This window comes from Gordonia terrae (genome assembly GCF_001698225.1).
GTDB classification, from domain to species: domain Bacteria; phylum Actinomycetota; class Actinomycetes; order Mycobacteriales; family Mycobacteriaceae; genus Gordonia; species Gordonia terrae.
In genome coordinates, this window is sequence record NZ_CP016594.1 from 1,009,401 (window position 1) to 1,026,748 (window position 17,348).

Annotated in this window: 14 protein-coding genes; 11 read left to right on the forward strand and 3 right to left on the reverse strand. The window is 63.4% G+C overall.

Features of this window, described 5'->3' with window-relative positions:
- The first annotated feature begins 57 nt into the window (after window positions 1–57).
- The 7 genes from BCM27_RS04660 to pyk all read left to right on the forward strand — a co-directional run bounded on the left by BCM27_RS04660 (window position 58) and on the right by pyk (window position 8,487).
- Window positions 58–1,197 carry a Gfo/Idh/MocA family protein gene (locus BCM27_RS04660; RefSeq protein WP_004023238.1) on the forward strand — a complete coding sequence of 380 codons (1,140 nt, stop codon included), beginning with the start codon at window positions 58–60 and terminating at the stop codon, window positions 1,195–1,197.
- On the forward strand, window positions 1,194–2,213 hold the full coding sequence (locus tag BCM27_RS04665; RefSeq protein WP_004023237.1) for a sugar phosphate isomerase/epimerase family protein: 1,020 nt from the start codon (window positions 1,194–1,196) through the stop codon (window positions 2,211–2,213). The genes BCM27_RS04660 and BCM27_RS04665 overlap by 4 nt, the downstream gene beginning before the upstream one ends.
- 29 nt (window positions 2,214–2,242) lie before the next feature.
- Entirely contained in the window at window positions 2,243–3,544 is a 1,302-nt protein-coding gene (locus BCM27_RS04670) for an MFS transporter (RefSeq protein WP_004023236.1), read from the forward strand.
- A 302-nt stretch (window positions 3,545–3,846) separates the two neighbouring features.
- Window positions 3,847–4,986, forward strand: a complete 1,140-nt coding sequence (locus BCM27_RS04675; RefSeq protein WP_051987157.1) for an NAD(P) transhydrogenase subunit alpha — start codon at window positions 3,847–3,849, stop codon at window positions 4,984–4,986.
- A gap of 141 nt (window positions 4,987–5,127) precedes the next feature.
- Window positions 5,128–5,451, forward strand: a complete 324-nt coding sequence (locus tag BCM27_RS04680; RefSeq protein WP_004023234.1) for an NAD(P) transhydrogenase subunit alpha part 2 — start codon at window positions 5,128–5,130, stop codon at window positions 5,449–5,451.
- Entirely contained in the window at window positions 5,448–6,893 is a 1,446-nt protein-coding gene (locus tag BCM27_RS04685) for an NAD(P)(+) transhydrogenase (Re/Si-specific) subunit beta (protein WP_004023233.1), read from the forward strand. The genes BCM27_RS04680 and BCM27_RS04685 overlap by 4 nt, the downstream gene beginning before the upstream one ends.
- 136 nt (window positions 6,894–7,029) lie before the next feature.
- Window positions 7,030–8,487 carry a pyruvate kinase gene (gene pyk / locus BCM27_RS04690; RefSeq protein WP_239450691.1) on the forward strand — a complete coding sequence of 486 codons (1,458 nt, stop codon included), beginning with the start codon at window positions 7,030–7,032 and terminating at the stop codon, window positions 8,485–8,487.
- Window positions 8,488–8,521: 34 nt separating this feature from the next.
- On the opposite strand, the gene BCM27_RS04695 is transcribed toward pyk, so the two are convergent.
- Complete coding sequence (locus tag BCM27_RS04695) at window positions 8,522–8,935, reverse strand: pyridoxamine 5'-phosphate oxidase family protein (protein ID WP_004023231.1); 414 nt, start codon at window positions 8,933–8,935, stop codon at window positions 8,522–8,524.
- Window positions 8,936–9,234: 299 nt separating this feature from the next.
- On the opposite strand from BCM27_RS04695, the gene BCM27_RS04700 reads away from it, so the two are divergent.
- Together BCM27_RS04700 and BCM27_RS04705 are read left to right on the forward strand one after the other, a co-directional pair.
- A complete protein-coding gene (locus BCM27_RS04700) occupies window positions 9,235–10,344 on the forward strand; it encodes an NDMA-dependent alcohol dehydrogenase (RefSeq protein ID WP_004023230.1) in 1,110 nt (369 codons plus the stop codon).
- Between the two features lie 37 nt (window positions 10,345–10,381).
- Window positions 10,382–11,212 carry a mycofactocin-coupled SDR family oxidoreductase gene (locus tag BCM27_RS04705; protein WP_004023229.1) on the forward strand — a complete coding sequence of 277 codons (831 nt, stop codon included), beginning with the start codon at window positions 10,382–10,384 and terminating at the stop codon, window positions 11,210–11,212.
- Between the two features lie 84 nt (window positions 11,213–11,296).
- Here the strand turns inward: BCM27_RS04705 and BCM27_RS04710 are convergent, their stop codons facing one another.
- Window positions 11,297–12,790, reverse strand: coding sequence for an MFS transporter (locus BCM27_RS04710; protein WP_004023228.1), 1,494 nt, complete (start codon window positions 12,788–12,790; stop codon window positions 11,297–11,299).
- A gap of 498 nt (window positions 12,791–13,288) precedes the next feature.
- Window positions 13,289–14,344, reverse strand: a complete 1,056-nt coding sequence (locus tag BCM27_RS04715; protein WP_004023227.1) for a hypothetical protein — start codon at window positions 14,342–14,344, stop codon at window positions 13,289–13,291.
- Between the two features lie 367 nt (window positions 14,345–14,711).
- Here BCM27_RS04715 and BCM27_RS04720 point away from each other — a divergent pair, with 367 nt between their 5' ends.
- Together BCM27_RS04720 and BCM27_RS04725 are read left to right on the forward strand one after the other, a co-directional pair.
- A complete protein-coding gene (locus tag BCM27_RS04720) occupies window positions 14,712–15,197 on the forward strand; it encodes a hypothetical protein (protein ID WP_004023226.1) in 486 nt (161 codons plus the stop codon).
- A gap of 52 nt (window positions 15,198–15,249) precedes the next feature.
- On the forward strand, window positions 15,250–17,250 hold the full coding sequence (locus BCM27_RS04725) for a primary-amine oxidase (RefSeq protein WP_004023225.1): 2,001 nt from the start codon (window positions 15,250–15,252) through the stop codon (window positions 17,248–17,250).
- The last annotated feature ends 98 nt before the right edge of the window (window positions 17,251–17,348 follow it).

The window sequence follows — 17,348 nt, forward strand, 5'->3', positions numbered from 1 at the left end:
GCACACCAACGATCGCACCGGCCTCGACAGCCGGTGCGCTGAAGGAGAAACACTGTCATGACCGACATCAACGTCGCGATCATCGGCGGGGGCGGCTTCATGGGTTATGCCCACAGCCTCGGGTGGGCGCTTGCGCCCATCACCGCCGACACCGGCGCCACCGTCCGCAAAGCGGTCCTGGTCGAAGCCGACCAGGACCGTGCCAAGACCGCAGCGAGCCGTCTCGGCTGGGATGAGTGGTCCGCCGACTGGCGGGAAGTGATCGCCCGCGACGACATCGACGTGGTCGACATCGTCACCCCGCCGGCATCCCACGCCGAGATCGCCATAGCCGCACTGGCTGCCGGCAAGCACGTGTTCGTCGAGAAGCCCATCAGCAACAGTCTTGCCGACGCCGAACTCATGCAGTCAGCGGCGGCCGCGAGCACAACGGTCAGCCAGGTCGGGTTCAACTACCGTCATGCAGCAGCGATGTCCTTCGTCAAACGAATGCTCGATGACGGCACACTCGGTCACCCGCTCCAGTTCCGCGCTCACTACACACAGGACGTCGGGGCTCTCGGGCGCGTACTGAGCGGCTGGCGCGCAAAGAAAGGGGCCGGCGGGTCGGGTGTGACGGGCGATATCGGTTCCCACATCATCGATCTCGCGTCATACCTCGTGGGAGACATCGAGTCGGTCACCGCGATTGTCGGTGCCAAGGATCCGGCGGAGAACTCCGCCTGGCTACCTGATCGCGAGAGGCGCGAGGGAGAGTATCTCGACGATGCCGCACTGTGGATGACCAAGTTCCGCAACGGCGCCATTGGATCATTCGCAGCCACCGTGTACGCATCCGGCCGTAAGAACCGGATGTTCTTCGAGCTCGAATGCACCCGCGGCACCGTCGAATTCGACTGGAATCACTCCGATCAGGTCAAGCTGAGTCTGATCGACGACGATCCCGACAAGCAGGGCTTCCGCACGGTCAACCTCAACGAGAACCATGAGGACTACTGGTACCCCCTCGGCGGCATGGGGTCCGGGTATGTCGACGACGCCGCCCTACAACTCCAGAAATTTGTCCGAGCAATCGTCGAAAACCGGCCAGGATCACCTGGTTTCGCGGAAGCCACACGAACTCAACGCATCATCGAGGCCGTCATGCGTTCCGCCGACAGCCACGAGTGGGTCACGGTGGACGAGGTCACCTCATGAGCCTGACCATGCGATGGAGCACCGACCTCGTCACCTATTTCGCGTCGTCGTACTGGGGCATGGCGCCCGACCTGCCGCACGATGCATTCGAGCGTGAGGTCGACGCCGATCCGAAGCCGTTCTTCGATCGAATGCTCGACGCCGCCGCTGAAGTCGGGTTGAGCGGAATCGAGCTCGCGCCCGTACCCGGGGGATGGGTCAACGCATTGCGTTCGTACGGTTCGGCTGCGGCGTTCAAGAGCGAACTCGATCGTCGGGGGCTCCAGATGTCGTCGAGCTATGTTCTGCCGGTCTTGCTCAAAGCGGTCCTCGACGCACCAGACGCGCCGGCACGTCGCGAAGCCGAGCGTGCGCTGCACGACGATACGGCGGCACATGCGGCATTTCTCCGGGAGGTGGGTTGCTCGACCCTAGTGACCAGCACGATTCCCCGGGCGGAATTCTCCGACGTTGTCGGAGTCCCAGCTCCGGCAGCGGACTTCGACGCCCCCGCTGACAGCGCCCTGCTCGCCGAGATCGCCGATCTGCTGAACGGTATCGGAGCGGTGGCCGCAGCAGAAGGCGTGCATGTCGCCGTTCACACCGACGCGTACTCCCTGGCCTCGCGCACAGCGGATATCGACAGCCTCATGTCCGCGACTGATCCCGACACGGTGAAGTTGTGTATTGACGCCGGTCATATTGCTCTCGACGGCGGGGATCCACTGGCCGTCGTCGAGAAACACTCCACGCGCGCCCCCGTCCTGCACTGGAAAGACTGCGCGATGCACCTTCCGCCGCACACGCTGAGCGGACCGCCCATGGCCAGGCACGACGAGATGATCAAGTACTTCCGCGTCCTGGGTTCCGGCGACGGAGTCGTCGACTGGCGTGCATGGACGAAGCTCCTCGATCGCAATGACTGGGAGGGCTGGGCGGTGGCCGAGATAGACATGTCGCCGGACCCGCAACGCGAGATCCTGCAGGGCATCGACTTTTTCAACCGCGAACTCGCCGGTGACCGCCACCGCCTCTGACCCGCGCCATTCCGACGCTAGGACGAATCATGACCAAGATCAGACAACCTGCCACACAGAGGCCTCGTCGACTCGTGATGTCCCGTATCGCAACATTCTTCGGCTTCTTTCAGCTGGGCGCAGTCATCCTGATGTGGTCGACCAGCACAACGTCGCTGCGGCATAACCTTGGGTGGCAAGGTGACGACGGCGACGCCAGCTTCGGCTCGCTGGCGTTCGCTCTCGGCTTGGGTTTCGCCATCGGGTGTGCCGTGTCGGGACCGATCATCGACCGTTGGGGATGCCGCGCTGTCGCCGTACCCGCCTTGACCGTGTACCCACTGCTCTACGTGCCGCTTGCTGTTCTCGACGGGATGGCAGTCCTGCTCGCGACGGGACTGATGGCGGGGATCCTCCGCGGCTTCGTCGACATCGTCATCAACGTCAATGGCGTTGAACTGGAGCGCCACTACCGGCGACCCATCATCTCCTCCTTTCACGCCGCCTATCCCGCCGGTGGTTTCGTATTCGGGATCATCGGCAGCGCCTTCGCGCGGACGTTCACCGAGAGTGCGTTGGTCCCGTTCTTGGTGATGGGCGTGGCGATGTCCGTGCTGGGGTTCGTTTTCGGCCGGATGTATCTCCGGCGAGACGAGGTGCTGCCGGATGAACAGTCGGACGGCTGGAGCGCCGACACCGACGTCGCGCCGAGTTCGGAGGCGAGTCCCGTTGCGAGAACCGCAGGATTCATCGGGTTGTCGGTGATGATCGGGTTCGGTCTGTTGGCGTTCGTGTCCTACCTTGCCGAGAACGCGGCCTACGACTGGGGGCAGGAGTTCGTGCGACGGACGCTCGATACCACGGCCGGTGCCGCGGGGATGGCCGTCACCGTGTTCTCCGGTGCGCAATTCGTGGGCCGCGTGTTGGGTGACAAGGTCACTGAGCGTTTCGGGCAGAAGGCCGTCATGGCGGGTAGCGGAATCATCGGTGCCGCAGGTGCGGGATGCATGATGACCGCCGCAGCCCCGGCGCAGGCGCTGGTGGGTTTTGCGCTGGTCGGCCTCGGTGTGTCCTGCATCGTTCCCATCATGTTGTCGGCTGCCGGCCGCATGGACCCACGTAACGCCGGCCGCAACATCGGGCTGGTCAACGCTGTTGGCGTAACGGGAATGTTCGTGGGGCCCGCCGCCATCACGGCTGTCGTCGACGAGTGGGGCATCTCATGGATGCCGATACTCCCGCTCGGGTTGCTCCTGCTCATAGCGGTGGCCGGGCCCCTACTGATCCGGCGGGCTCCCCGATTCGAGAAGTCGGTTCCCACAACGGTTTCAGCCACGGCGGTGTCGTCGTGACACGTCTCAGCACATCCCGGCGGGCGCGTCCAGAAAGGTCGGTTACGTGGCTTACGAAGACGTGGTGATCAACACGCTGATGCGCGCATTGGACAAGGCCGAACAACAAGAGCCTAGGTCAGCCGTCCCGGAGGAGCACCCCACGACCGATATCGAAACAGTCGACATCGGCTTGTCGGAGTCAGCGTCGAACTGTGCTCGGGCAACCGATCGTTCCTCCGCGTCGTGGACGACACACCGGCGACGCCGGTGGTGGTCGTGGAAGCGCTCGTCAACCAATTCATGAAACGACCTCTGCTGCTATGAGATCCGAACAGGAAGTGTGCTCCACATTGTTAGACGAAGAAGCGCGGGGTGCGCTCGTCGGTGTCGTGCGAGAGACGGCGGAGGGCGAACGACGGGTGGCGCTGGTCCCCAAGGTCGTGTCGTCGTTGGTGAGCAAGGGGATACAAGTGGTCGTAGAGGCCGGGGCGGGCCTCGGTGCGCTCATCCCGGATGAGCTCTACGTCGGGGCGGGCGCCGAGATCGGCAACCCCTGGTCGGCTGACGTGGTCGTCAAGGTGGCGCCGCCCTCGGAGATCGAGGTGGGCAAACTTGCGTCGGGAACCACCCTCATCGGCTTCCTGACGCCCCGCAACGCAGACACGTCCATTCCCGCGCTCGCCGCGGGCGGGGTCCACGCGTTCGCGGTGGAGGCGATCCCGCGCATCTCACGCGCACAGGTGATGGACGCCCTGTCCTCGCAGGCCAATGTGGCCGGTTACAAAGCGGTTCTGCTCGCGGCGTCGCAGTCGCCGCGGTTCTTCCCGATGCTGACCACAGCGGCGGGCACCGTGAAACCAGCCACCGTCCTGGTGCTCGGGGTCGGTGTCGCCGGGTTGCAGGCTCTCGCGACGGCCAAGCGTCTCGGCGCCCGTCCGACCGGGTACGACGTGCGTCCCGAGGTGGCCGATCAGGTGCGATCCGTGGGAGCGCAATGGCTCGAGCTCGGGATCGAGGCGGCGGGAGAGGGTGGGTACGCCCGTGAACTCTCCCACGGCGAGCGCGCCCAGCAGCAAGTGGCGCTCGAGAAGGCCATTTCGACGTTCGACGTAGTCATCACCACCGCATTGGTGCCCGGCCGACCCGCCCCGCGACTGGTCACGGCGGCGGCCGTGGCAGCCATGAAGCCGGGGAGCGTGATTGTCGACCTGGCGGGGGAGACGGGCGGAAACTGCGAACTCACCGAGCCCGGCCAGACCGTCGTGAAGAACAGTGTCACCATCTGCTCACCGCTGAACCTGCCGGCCACGATGCCCGAGCACGCCAGCGAGCTGTACTCGAAGAACGTGTCCGCGCTGCTGGAACTGATGCTCGACGAGTCCGGCTCGTTGGCGCCGGACTTCGCCGACGAGGTTCTCGAGAAGTCCTGCGTCACCGGCCTACAACGCATGCGTTCGTGATCGTCCGTGTGCTGCTCAGAATCGCCGAGCAGTCGCTGTCAGCAGCTTTTGACCCCAGGTCGCCTCGCCGGCTGACGCGGGTCTGCGCTAGGCAAACCTCTTCAACCGATAGCGGTCCGATTCGATGGAGAACATCCCCTGATGTACATGTCACTGCTCTCGAACATCGCGATCCTGGTTCTGGCCGGGTTCGTCGGGTTCGCCGTCATCTCCAAGGTGCCCAATACGCTGCACACGCCCCTGATGTCGGGTACCAACGCCATCCACGGCATCGTCGTTCTGGGTGCGCTCATCGTCCTCGGTCGGTTGCCCGAGGACGCGTCATGGGGCGTGCGGGGCATCGCGTTCGTCGCGCTGATCTTCGGCACCCTCAATGTGGTGGGCGGCTTCCTGGTCACCGACCGCATGCTGGGGATGTTCAAATCCAAGGCCGCTCCGGTCGTGCGTGAGGGGGCCGACAAGTGAACAACCTGGTGGCGGCTCTCTACATCGCATCCTTCGCCCTTTTCATCTACGGACTGATGGGCCTGACCGGACCCAAGACTGCTGTGCGCGGCAACTGGATCGCGGCAATCGGCATGGGCGTGGCCGTCGTCGCCACGCTGATCGAGGTGCGTGAGACCGCCGCGACCAATTGGGTCTTGATCGCCGCGGGTCTGGCAATCGGTGTGATCCTCGGTGTTCCGCCGGCCAGGCGCACCAAGATGACGGCGATGCCGCAATTGGTCGCACTGTTCAACGGGGTCGGGGGAGGCACGGTCGCTCTCATCGCATGGGCGGAGTTCCTCGAGACCGACGGCTTCTCGGCCTTCCAGCACGGCGAGGAACCGACGGTCCACATCGTCGTCGGCTCCCTGTTCGCCGCGATCGTCGGTTCGGTGTCATTCTGGGGGTCGCTGGTGGCGTTCGCCAAGTTGCAGGAATTGCTGAACAAAGAGGTCGAGAAGGCGTTTGTCGCCAGGGCGCGCACGTTCCAGGTACTGAACATGCTCCTCGTGTTGTCTGCGATCGCCGCGTCGGTGTGGATCGGCCTTCATGCGACACCTGGTGAGGGTACGGCCACCTGGTGGATCGTGGCCGTATTGATCGCTGCCGGACTGCTGGGTCTGTTCGTCGTGTTACCGATCGGCGGCGCGGACATGCCGGTGGTCATCTCGCTGCTCAACGCCCTGACCGGGCTTTCGGCGGCCGCCGCAGGCCTGGCGCTGAACAACACCGCGATGATTGTCGCGGGCATGATCGTCGGCGCGTCAGGCACCATCCTGACCAACCTGATGGCGACGGCGATGAACCGGTCGATACCAGCGATCGTGTTCGGTTCGTTCGGCGGAGCCGACGCGTCCGCGGCGGGCGCTGCGGCCGACGGGGGCGGCGGCACCGTGAAGTCCACATCCGCCGCGGACGCCGCAATCCAGATGGCGTATGCGTCGCAGGTGATCGTGGTCCCGGGTTACGGCTTGGCTGTCGCCCAGGCTCAGCACGCAGTGAAGGACATGGCGGCGATTCTCGAGTCGAAGGGCGTCGAGGTGAAGTACGCGATCCACCCGGTCGCCGGCCGTATGCCCGGTCACATGAACGTGTTGCTCGCCGAAGCGGACGTGGACTACGACTCGATGAAGGAGATGGACGACATCAACGGCGAGTTCTCTCGAACCGATGTCACCCTCGTCATCGGCGCAAACGACGTCACCAACCCGGCCGCTCGCAACGATCCCAGTTCGCCCATCCACGGGATGCCGATTCTCGACGTAGACGAGTCGCGGTCGGTGATCGTACTCAAGCGGTCGATGAGTTCGGGCTATGCGGGTATCGACAACCCGCTCTTCACCGCCGATCGCACCTCGATGCTGTTCGGAGACGCGAAGAAGTCCGTCCATTCGGTCATCGAGGAACTGAAGGCGCTCTGACCAACCTGATCTGGGAACAGTCATGAGCCGGGTACCCGGCGAGCCGCCGACGACCCCGCCCCGCCGACCACGTCACGCGGGATGCGGCCTCGACATAGCTTCAGGAGGAACCACAGTGAGTACTGCTACACATGATCTGGCCGACACGTCACTCCAGAGTGCCACCCCTCGAATCGCACTCGATCGAAGGACGAAAATCGTGTGCACACTGGGTCCGTCGACGGACACCGATGGCACCCTGGACGAACTCATCACCAGCGGTATGAACGTCGCACGACTCAACTTCAGTCACGGTGACCACTCCGAACACGCGGCCCGATACTCGATGGTGCGCGCTGCTGCCGAACGCCACGGGGCGTCCGTGGCGATCCTCGCCGACCTGCAAGGACCGAAGATCCGACTAGGCCGATTCGAGGAGGGCCCGACTGTCTGGTCGGTCGACGAGATCGTTCGCATCACCGTGGAGGACGTTCCCGGGACCCACCGTCGAGTATCGACGACGTACAGCGAGCTCGTCGCCGACGCTCGGCCCGGCGACACCATTCTCGTCGACGATGGGAAGTTGGAGTTGCGCGTCGACTCGATCGAGGGATCATCCGATGTCGTGTGTCGGGTCGTCCACGGCGGACCGATCAGCAACAACAAAGGGCTGTCGCTCCCAGGGATGAACGTGTCGGTGCCCGCCATGTCCGACAAGGACATCGAAGATCTCGAATTCGCACTCGACCTCGGAGTCGACCTCGTCGCGTTGTCGTTCGTCCGGAAGGCATCTGACATCGAGCAGGTGTCCGCTGTCATGGACCGAATGGGCCGCAGAACCCCCGTCATCGCCAAGATCGAAAAGCCCGAAGCGGTTGCCGACATCGAGGCCATCGTGAACGCATTCGACGCCGTGATGGTCGCGCGCGGCGATCTGGGTGTCGAAATCCCCCTGGAGAACGTCCCTTTGGCACAGAAGCGGGTCATCGAACTCGCACGCGAGTACGCCAAACCGGTCATCGTCGCGACACAGATGCTCGATTCTATGATCGAGAATTCGCGCCCCACTCGAGCCGAGGCATCGGATGTCGCCAACGCGGTTCTCGACGGAGCCGACGCGGTGATGCTCTCTGGAGAGACCTCGGTCGGCCGGCATGCAGTGGAAACCGTTCGCACGATGTCGCGAATTGTCGTCGCAGCGGAATCCGACTCCTCCAGAGCCTCCCCGTTTGGACACATGCCGAAGACGCGTTCGGGTGTCGTGTCCTACGCCGCCCGGGACATAGCCGAAAGGCTCGAGGCGCAAGCTCTGGTCGCCTACACCCAGTCCGGTGACACTGTCCGACGAGTGGCTCGCCTTCATCCGTCGTTGCCGATCGTCGGCTTCACCCCGAACGTTGCTGTGCGAAACAGCCTCGCGCTGAGCTGGGGGACTGATCCTCACCTTGTCGGCCGGGTCGAGACGACCGACGCCATGATCGCGCAGATCGATCAGGAATTGACCAAGAGTGGCCTGTGCGTGCATGGCGACACGGTTGTCATCATCGCGGGAGTGCCCGCGGGCACCGGAGGTCTCACCAATTCGATTCGGGTGCATCGAATCGGGGATCTCTGACGAGGTCGATGGGTTCGCGAGCGCAGACGTCTGGTCACTCGTCGTAGGTAAAGGATCGCAGCTTGTCTCGGTGAATGGTGATGACGAGGTTGCCGTCGACGGGGGTCGAGTCCAGAAACTGGTCGCCCCGCGCCTCCCCGAAGTATCGCCGGGCAATACGACGGGCCGTCCCCTCATCTGCTGGCGCACTGGTGGTGTGACCTTCGATCATCACGTACGCGTATGGCTCTGCTTCCTGCTGGACGATGAAAGTCGCTCTGCCGGCCGCGCCGATCAGCCTCGCCTTCCACGAGTCAGCGGGCGTCCAGATGATGACATTGCCCGCCTCGTCGAGGTCATACCAGATCGGCACCGCCAGTGGAGGGTTCGAGGTTCGTTCCACGGCCAATACGCCGACATGGAGGTCGCGTAGAAAAGCGTCGGCGGCAGCGGGCGACATCTCCGGCATGATTCAGTCCTCAACAGGTCGGGTTCAGGCGGATGGCTTGGCGCGGTCCGGCGCCGACTCCGCGTCTGCGATTCCGGCGCACGACGACTACAACGTCTTCGTGCGGTGCGCGGGCGGTGGTCTCCCGGCTGACGGGAGACGCGCTGTGTCAACGACGTGAATTGCGGTTGAGTGCCAGTGCAGCGACTGTGTTTCAGCCTGATGGTCGGTTGCCACGGTGAGCGTCTCTGGCTACTTCGCGTGCCTGATGAGCCTCGATGCCGTGCGGGTGCGGACAAAGTCGACGAAAGGCGCAGACCATGAAGACCAAGGCAGCAGTGTTGTGGGGGCCGGATCAGCCCTGGAGCGTCGAAGAGATCGAACTCGACGAACCGCGACACGGCGAGGTCCTGGTCAGGATGGTGGCGGCTGGGCTGTGCCACTCAGACGAGCACATGAGGGACGGGACCAATCCGATGGCGTACCCGCTGATCGGTGGCCACGAGGGCGCCGGGGTGATCGAACGAGTGGGCCCAGGGGTTACCTCCGTCGCGGTCGGAGACCCGGTGGTCCTGAGCTTCATCCCGTCCTGCGGACGGTGTCGCGCTTGCGCCCGTGGAATGTCCAGCGTCTGTGATCTGGGTGCGAAGATCGGTCCCGGATTGCAGGTCGCCGATGACACATCTCGCCACCATGCCCAAGGACGTGACGCCTCGCTGATGTGCATTCTCGGCGCATTCGCGGAGTACACCGTCGTGAACGAGGCGTCGTGTGTGAAAGTGACGCCCGACGTCCCCTTGGAGAGGGCAGCACTGGTGGGATGCGGAGTCACCACTGGCTGGGGCTCCTCGGTCTACGTGGGCAGAACACAACCGGGCGACACGGCGGTGATTCTCGGAATGGGTGGGATCGGTTGTGGTGCAGTGCAAGGCGCGGCCATGGCAGGTGCACGCCACGTCGTCGTCGTCGACCCGTCTGCATTCAAGAGGGATGAGGCATTTCGGTTCGGGGCCACGCATGCGGCCTCCGACATCGCGGAGGCCGCAACTCTCCTCCAGGATCTGACGTGGGGTGCGATGGCAGACGTCGTCGTCATATCGATCGACAAGATGCACGGAAGCGCCCTAGCGCCCGCGATGTCGTTGCTGGGCAAAGGCGGCACGTGCGTTCAAGTGTCCGTCGGCGACCCGACGGAGTCGGCCGTCGATCTGAGGCTGATCGACCTGACGTCGATGCGCAAAACCATCACCGGTTCGTGGTACGGCAATGCCAACCCGCGGTCCGATATCCCGATGTTGTTGCGGCTCTACATGGACGGAAAACTGAAGCTGGACGAAATGGTCACCAGAGAGTACGAGCTGACGGACATCAACAAGGGCTTCGCCGACATGCTGGCAAGTGAGATCGTCAGGGGGGTCATCCGATTCTGAGTTCGAGCCGGGGGCTCCCCGTAGTGGAGGGCATGTCATGTGCGACTTGACCGGGCGGACTGCGTGGGTCACCGGTGCGGCCCGCGGGCAGGGTCGTGCTCACGCCAGAGCGCTCGCGGCGGCCGGCGCCCACGTGATCGTCAGCGACATCGCCCGACAGATAGACAGCGTCAGCTATGAACTGGCCGCCGAGTCGGAGTTGGCCGCGACGGTCGGCGAGATCGTCGCGGCCGGTGGACGCGCCACGGCGGCACAACTCGACGTGCGGGATTCACAAGCGGTCAACGTACTCGTCGCGGACATCATGGACCACCACGGCAGGCTCGATGTGCTCGTTGCCAACGCCGGGATCTGCGGCTTCAGCCCGGTGGATCGCATCAGTGACGAACAGTGGGCCGACATGGTCGACACGAATCTGACCGGCACGTTCAACTGCGTACGGGCCGCGGTGGGCGCGATGAAGACGAACGGTTTCGGTCGGATCATCGGCGTGTCCTCCGGCGCGGGGCGCGGCGGGATGAACGATCTTTCGCACTACGCGGCCACCAAATGGGGCGTCATCGGGCTCATCAAGTCGGTGGCGCTGGAGGTTGGATCCCGTGGGATCACCGCCAACGTGGTGTGCCCGACCTCGGTGGCGACGCCGATGGTGATGAACGAAAGCACATTACGTCGGTTTCGTCCCGATCTGGACAAACCGACGCCCGAGGATGCGCGAGCGGTGTTCGCCGGACTCGGACCTCTGGGAGTTCCGTGGCTCGAGCCCGAAGACGTCACCAGGGCAGTCATGTATCTGGTCGGGGATCCGGGATTGACCACCGGAACAGTTCTGGAGGTCAATCTCGGGACGACCGCCACGCGTACCTGATAGGTCGACAGAAGTCGGCGAGCGCTGAGCCCGGGGTTCCCTCGTCAGGAACCCCGGGCTCTTCGACGAGCAGGCGCCGGTCGATCAGTGTGTTGTTGCTCGCGCAGGTTCTGCGACCGCGCTCACGGTCGTCGCCATCCGACGGGGTAGCGCGATCGCGAGCAGAAGTGCCAGACCTCCGCCGGCCGCCGCAATGGCGAAGGCCGCGGTGAACCCGGTGTAGGAGTAGAAGACCGAGCCCTCCACCGAGGTGGCAATGTACCAATTGTTCATCACGGTGAACGCCACCAGTGCGAGGATCGAGGAGAACAAGCCCTTCGCAACGGAGACAATGCTGGCCGCCTCCGTCTGATACTCCACCTCGACGATCGTGACGACGAGGTTGGGGATCGCCGCGTACGCCATGCCCTGGCCGAAACCGACGACAGCACCGAACAGCAGAAGCATGTTCTTGTCCGAATGGTCGATGGCGAAGAGCAGGAAGCCGAAAGTGTTGACGGCCATACCGGCGATCATTGCCACCCGTGGGGTGCGGCCCCGTCCCATGAGGTAGCCGGCCAGGAGTCCGCTGAGCACGATGGCGATGACGACGGGCAACTGGAAGAAGGCGAATTCCTCCGCGGAAAGCCCCCATCCGTAGCCGAGGTCGAACACGACGGGAGCCATGATCATCGTGGGTAGGAGGGTTCCGAACAACCCTGACACCCCGTAGGCCAGTCCCGATGACGTGACCGTCAGCATGACCGACCTGCGGCACAAGACCTTGAGGTCGATGAGCGGGTTCGCGATGCGTCGGGCGGATGCGATCCACAGGAGCAACAGGACGATACCGGCCGCCAGGAACATCAACGTCGAACCCGCGGCCCAGCCCCAGCTGGGGCCGAAGCTGATGGCGATCAGGACGCCCGCGACGCCGGCGCCGAGAAGAGCGGCGCCCAGCAGGTCGATCCGGGATTCAACCCGCACAGACGATTCTTCGACTAGCGCGCGGATCACCACCATCAGGACCAGCGTGGTGATGAAGAAGAACCAGAACACACTCCGGAACCCATAACGGTCGAGCAGGAACCCGGTCAGAAATGGTGCCGGCACCGCGATGAGGCCCATGCCGCTCGTCACGATGCTGATCGCCATCGGAACGGTCCTGGGCGGGAACACGTCCCGGATTAGCAGGTAGCTCAGGAACAGGCAGGGCACAAGGAACCCGAAGATCGCCCGACCCAGGATCAGGATTCCGAAAGTCGGGGCCAGAGCGCTGATGAGAGCCCCCACCGAGGCAACAGCGACGCATGTGATCAGCATCGTCCGTTTGCCGAAGATGAGTGCCAGTTTAGCGACGAGCGGCGAAACGACGGCGCCCGTGAGTGCGAAAGCGGTTACGGTCCAGGCCACCTGATTGGTGCCGAAGTGAGCCGCGATGTCAGGTAGTGCCGTTGCGACCATCATGTAACTGATCGAGAAGACCTCGAGCAGGAGGATGATCGCAATGAGGCCCAGAACGAGTCGAGGCGACCACCCGACGCTCTGGGATCCCTCGTGTGGCTCTTCGGTGGGTGAGACAGCTGAATCGGTTGACATGAGCGGACCCTTGTACGGGCGCAGTTACGCGCGGTTGTGATGTTCCGTACCACTCCACTCGATGTCTTTCCCGTTGCGAAGCGTTTGTCCCGCCAGCCGGACCTCGGGGATCTGGTGGGCTGTTCGCCATCTCGGATTTCGCGATACTCCCGATGAGCGGTCCGGTGACGCACCTGTCTCTGCTTGCGAAATACATTGTGGGGGTGAACTACACGACGATCAACACCGGTCTCGCTTGTGTCGAATGCGGCCGACCTGTCACCTACCGTGAGTGCCTCGGTCCACGTGGCGATGACTTATGCACCGGGAGGCTGCAGGGGGGTCCCAGTTGTTGGACCGAGAGTTGTCCGCGCCGCGATTCCGCGCGCCGGCCGGCGTCGCGATCACGATTCTGATCTGGCTTGCCTGCAATTTGGTTCACATACGTCAAAACGACTGCTGCGGCCGATTGATAATCGGCCGCAGCAGTCGCTGTGAGAGGTCTGGTACTCGAGCAGGTCAGGCTGCACCCGGAACATCGAGCGGTGCCTCGGCGGGGTAGCTCGTCGGGGCCATCGCATAGGTCTGGGCAAGGACTGCCTTGAACGCTTCGTCGTTCATCGGATCCGACGGCTTCTCGTACTTCACGCCGCGCGCATCGAGATCGGCGATGAACATCTCGAAGACACGGTCCGCGGTCAGATTGTCCGTATGGTCGAGATAACGCTTCACATCCGCGAGATCATCGAAAACGTATGCACTGTAATGGAACAGGAATCGCATCTCGTCGTCGTGATAGCGTGCGATTTCCTCACCGTCATTGCGAATGACCCACTCGTGGTCGCCGTCGCCGGAGATGAGCGAGTTCAAGGCGAGCTTGGGGATGGACCTCTTGTCCCGAGGGCCGCTCGCCTCGCCACGATGGAACACCCGCTCCGCGTTCATGAGTACCCCGCTGTTGTGGAACGGTGCGGCGAGACGGCTCGGCGGCTTGTCGGGTCCGTCCTGCCAGTAGGTGAAACCGCCGTCTACGTCCGAGTTGTAGAAGTATGCGATCACCTGGCCGGTCTTGAACTCCCACCTCTCGAACAGGCCGGACTTGGCCATGATTCCGATCAGCCACAGCGGGGTGTTCTGCATGGTCATCCCGCGGAAACTGGTGCCGTCGAGGTGTCCGGCATCGAAGCTGTGAGCTGGAGCGCGGACGTTGAACGTGTAGTTCGTCGGGAAAGCGTACTGACCGCCGTGGATCGTCTTGATCATGTCGAGCAGGCGACGACTGTAGTAGAGGTCTTGCGTCCGCTCTTCGAATGAGACGCCCTGATCCCCGAGGTAGCCGCGAAAGGTGGGTGTGAGCAGATCCGAGAGCTGCAGCTTCTTGTTCTGGTCGCGACTCTTCGCGCCGGCAACGGCCAAGTACTCCTCGGCCGTGTTGAAGTGCTGCGCCGCGATCAGACGCAGCGGCTCGCGATGCCGAATGACATCGAACAGCAGCTCGATCTCATCCGGCGTGTAGATGTTCTCGATGAACTTCGTGGGAACGGCTCGAGCCATCGGGTGTAGTGCCTGGGTCATTGCTCACTCCTTCGGGGCCGGACACGGCAGTCGCGCTCCACTGAGGTCGACCCCGGCACGATGTCCGAAGGCCGACTGCGCCGAGCGCGCAGTCCGGGTTGTACTCGGTGGGGCGGCGGGGTGTCACACCGACCTGGTTGGGATTGGTACGTGGAATTACCCCACCGGGCTGCGGCTCGCGCAACGACTGTTCCCGCTGGCCGGGAGATGGAGATCGGCCGACCGGAGGGGTCCGTGCGGTCGGTGGCGGCCGACGCGTAGACCCTTATTTCCGCCCAATGGGAGAAGGCCTACGACAAACCCGCGACGCCGGTGACACTCGAGATCGAGTCAGAGTGCATGAGATCGATGAGTGAGGTGTGAGGGCATGGTATCGCGATCCCCGGAAGGCGTGTTCGGCGCGACTGATGTGATCCAGCTCGTGAGTAGCTGGTGGTTCCACTACGACGAATGGGATCCGACCGCGCTGCGGTCTCTGGTGGTCGACGATTTCGCGTTCAAGTGCCGGAGCGACACCGGAACGACCTCGTACGAGGACTTCATCCGCATCGACGCGACGGGCGTCGACGAGGTGATGGCCTGGCAGGAGAAGCACCGCCTCGCCAGTCCATATCCGCTGCGGCACAACTCGTCCAACATCGTGGTCTCGAACGGCGATGACAACACACTGGACTTCAAGTCCTACATCCTCGTCAACAAGATCATCGACGGCCGTCCGCATGCACTTTCCAGCGGGATAGTCAACGGTGCGGCTCGGGTCGGCGTCGATTCGCTCCTCTTGTCCAGCATGGAGATCGTGCTTGACACAAGGGAATCCGCGATCTACTCCGAGGTCTTCGACGCCGCTACCTGATCGACGTCACGTCCCGAATCACGATCGCCTACAGCGAAGGGAAGTTCCAAAGATGACCATCAACGAGCCTGGACTCGCCGAGAAGCGCCCGGTGGCCAGTGTCCACCCGCTGGCGTCCCTGAGCAGCGCGGAGTTCGATGTCGTGCGCGGTATCGTGAATGGCCTGCCCTACTACACCGAGAGCACTCGCTTCTCCTACGTAGGTCTCGAGGAACCACCGAAGCATGAATTCCGCGCGTGGATGGCGGGGGACGTGCCGGCACCCGATCGGCGAGCACGGGTGTGGTTGCAGGATGTCGACTCCGGCAAGTGCACCGACTTGGTGATCTCCCTGTCCGAGGGGGCCGTGGTCGGCTCGGTCGACGTCGACGGGTCCAGAGGCCGTCTGCCCGTCTTGGATTCCGAAGCCGCGAAGATCCTGAAGGTGCTGGCCGAGAACAAGCAATGGATCGATGCGCTCGCGGCTCGCGGCGTCACCCCGGCTGATGTCAAGGTCATCGCCCTGCCCGCGGGAAACTTCGGATACGCCGAAGAAGAGGGTCGGTTGATCTCGCGGTGTCTCGCTTTCCGAATGGACCACAAGAAGGATCACCCGTGGGCTCATCCGGTGGACGGAGTGTCGGCATATGTGGATCTGACCGGCGGTGCGGTGCTCAAGGTGATCGACACGCACGTGTTCGACATCCCGGCCGAGAGCGGCAACTATGACGACCCCGAGGTGCAGGGCCCTCCGCTCGAGGGGCTCAAGCCGATCGAGATCACCCAGCCCGAAGGTCCCAGCTTCTCCGTCGACGGGGAGCATGTCACGTGGGCGAACTGGAAGTTCCGCGTGGGGTTCGATGTCCGAGAGGGTCTGGTGCTCCACCAGGTCACGTTCAACGACCAGGGTGTCGATCGATCTGTCATGTATCGCGGTTCGATCAGCGAGATGGTGGTGCCCTACGGCGATCCTGGTCCGAACCGGTTCTGGCAGAACTACTTCGATGCAGGTGAGATCATCTATGGCAGGTTCACGAGTTCGTTGGAACTCGGATGCGACTGCGTCGGCGAGATCAAGTACTTCGATGGCCTCTTCGCGGACGAGGCAGGTGTGCCGCGCCGCATCGCGAACGCGATCTGCATGCACGAGGAGGACTACGGATCTCTGTGGAAGCACACCGACCCGTTCACCGGCGCGAACGAGGTCCGCCGGTCTCGACGACTCGTGATCTCCTTCTTCACCAATGTGGGCAACTACGACTACGGATTCTTCTGGTACCTCTATCTCGACGGCACAATCGAGTGCGAAGCAAAGCTGACCGGTATCCTCTTCACGTCGGCGTATCCGGGTGACGGCGACGACGGTCCGTATCCGTTCGCTTCCGAAGTCGCGCCCGGGCTCGGGGCCCCCTATCACCAGCACCTTTTCAACGCTCGACTCGACCTCGACATCGACGGATCCGCCAACGTCGTCAACGAGATCGACGCCGTGAGATTGCCGATCTCCGAGAGCAATCCGAACGGGAACGCGTTCACCAAGTCGATCACACCAATTGTCTCGGAGCGCGACTCAGGCCGGGTCGCGGACGGCGGCCGAGGTCGGGTGTGGCAGATCGCCTCGACCGATTCGCGGAATCGATTGGGCCACCCGGCGTCTTATGTTCTGCATCCGGTGGACGGTCCGACGCTCATGGCGGACGACTCGTCCTGGGTGGCAAAGCGAGCGGCCTTCGCCACCAAGCATCTGTTCGTGACGAAGTATGATCCTGCCGAACGTTATGCCTCAGGTGACTTCGTGACGAACAGTCCGGCAGGTGAGGGCATTCCGGACTTCATCTCGGGTGATGAGTCGCTGGTGGGGCAGGATCTGGTTCTGTGGCACACCTTCGGGTTGACGCACTTCCCTCGTGCCGAGGACTGGCCGATCATGCCGATGGACTACGCGAAGTTCAGTCTGCGCCCTTACAATTTCTTCGACCGGAACCCCACGCTGAACGTACCTGCGCCGTCGATGGGCGGCCACTGTACGACGCACACCAACGGCGCCAACGGCACCAACGGCCACGCGTCCTAGCAATGAAGTTCGCCGGGAGTCGACAGCAGGGCATCGGCCGAGTGGGTCCGCGAACCTGATGTGGTTGCACCGTGTTCTTGGACTAGGAGCATTGTGCG

Bases quoted from the DNA above. Each gene is read 5' to 3' on its own strand.
- BCM27_RS04720 (WP_004023226.1), top strand. From the start codon at position 14,712: ATGGTATCGCGATCCCCGGAAGGCGTGTTCGGCGCGACTGATGTGATC.
- BCM27_RS04705 (WP_004023229.1), top strand. From the start codon at position 10,382: ATGTGCGACTTGACCGGGCGGACTGCGTGGGTCACCGGTGCGGCCCGC.
- BCM27_RS04665 (WP_004023237.1), top strand. From the start codon at position 1,194: ATGAGCCTGACCATGCGATGGAGCACCGACCTCGTCACCTATTTCGCG.
- BCM27_RS04700 (WP_004023230.1), top strand. From the start codon at position 9,235: ATGAAGACCAAGGCAGCAGTGTTGTGGGGGCCGGATCAGCCCTGGAGC.
- BCM27_RS04695 (WP_004023231.1), bottom strand. From the start codon at position 8,935: ATGCCGGAGATGTCGCCCGCTGCCGCCGACGCTTTTCTACGCGACCTC.
- BCM27_RS04710 (WP_004023228.1), bottom strand. From the start codon at position 12,790: ATGTCAACCGATTCAGCTGTCTCACCCACCGAAGAGCCACACGAGGGA.
- BCM27_RS04675 (WP_051987157.1), top strand. From the start codon at position 3,847: ATGAGATCCGAACAGGAAGTGTGCTCCACATTGTTAGACGAAGAAGCG.
- BCM27_RS04725 (WP_004023225.1), top strand. From the start codon at position 15,250: ATGACCATCAACGAGCCTGGACTCGCCGAGAAGCGCCCGGTGGCCAGT.
- BCM27_RS04670 (WP_004023236.1), top strand. From the start codon at position 2,243: ATGACCAAGATCAGACAACCTGCCACACAGAGGCCTCGTCGACTCGTG.
- BCM27_RS04680 (WP_004023234.1), top strand. From the start codon at position 5,128: ATGTACATGTCACTGCTCTCGAACATCGCGATCCTGGTTCTGGCCGGG.
- BCM27_RS04715 (WP_004023227.1), bottom strand. From the start codon at position 14,344: ATGACCCAGGCACTACACCCGATGGCTCGAGCCGTTCCCACGAAGTTC.
- BCM27_RS04660 (WP_004023238.1), top strand. From the start codon at position 58: ATGACCGACATCAACGTCGCGATCATCGGCGGGGGCGGCTTCATGGGT.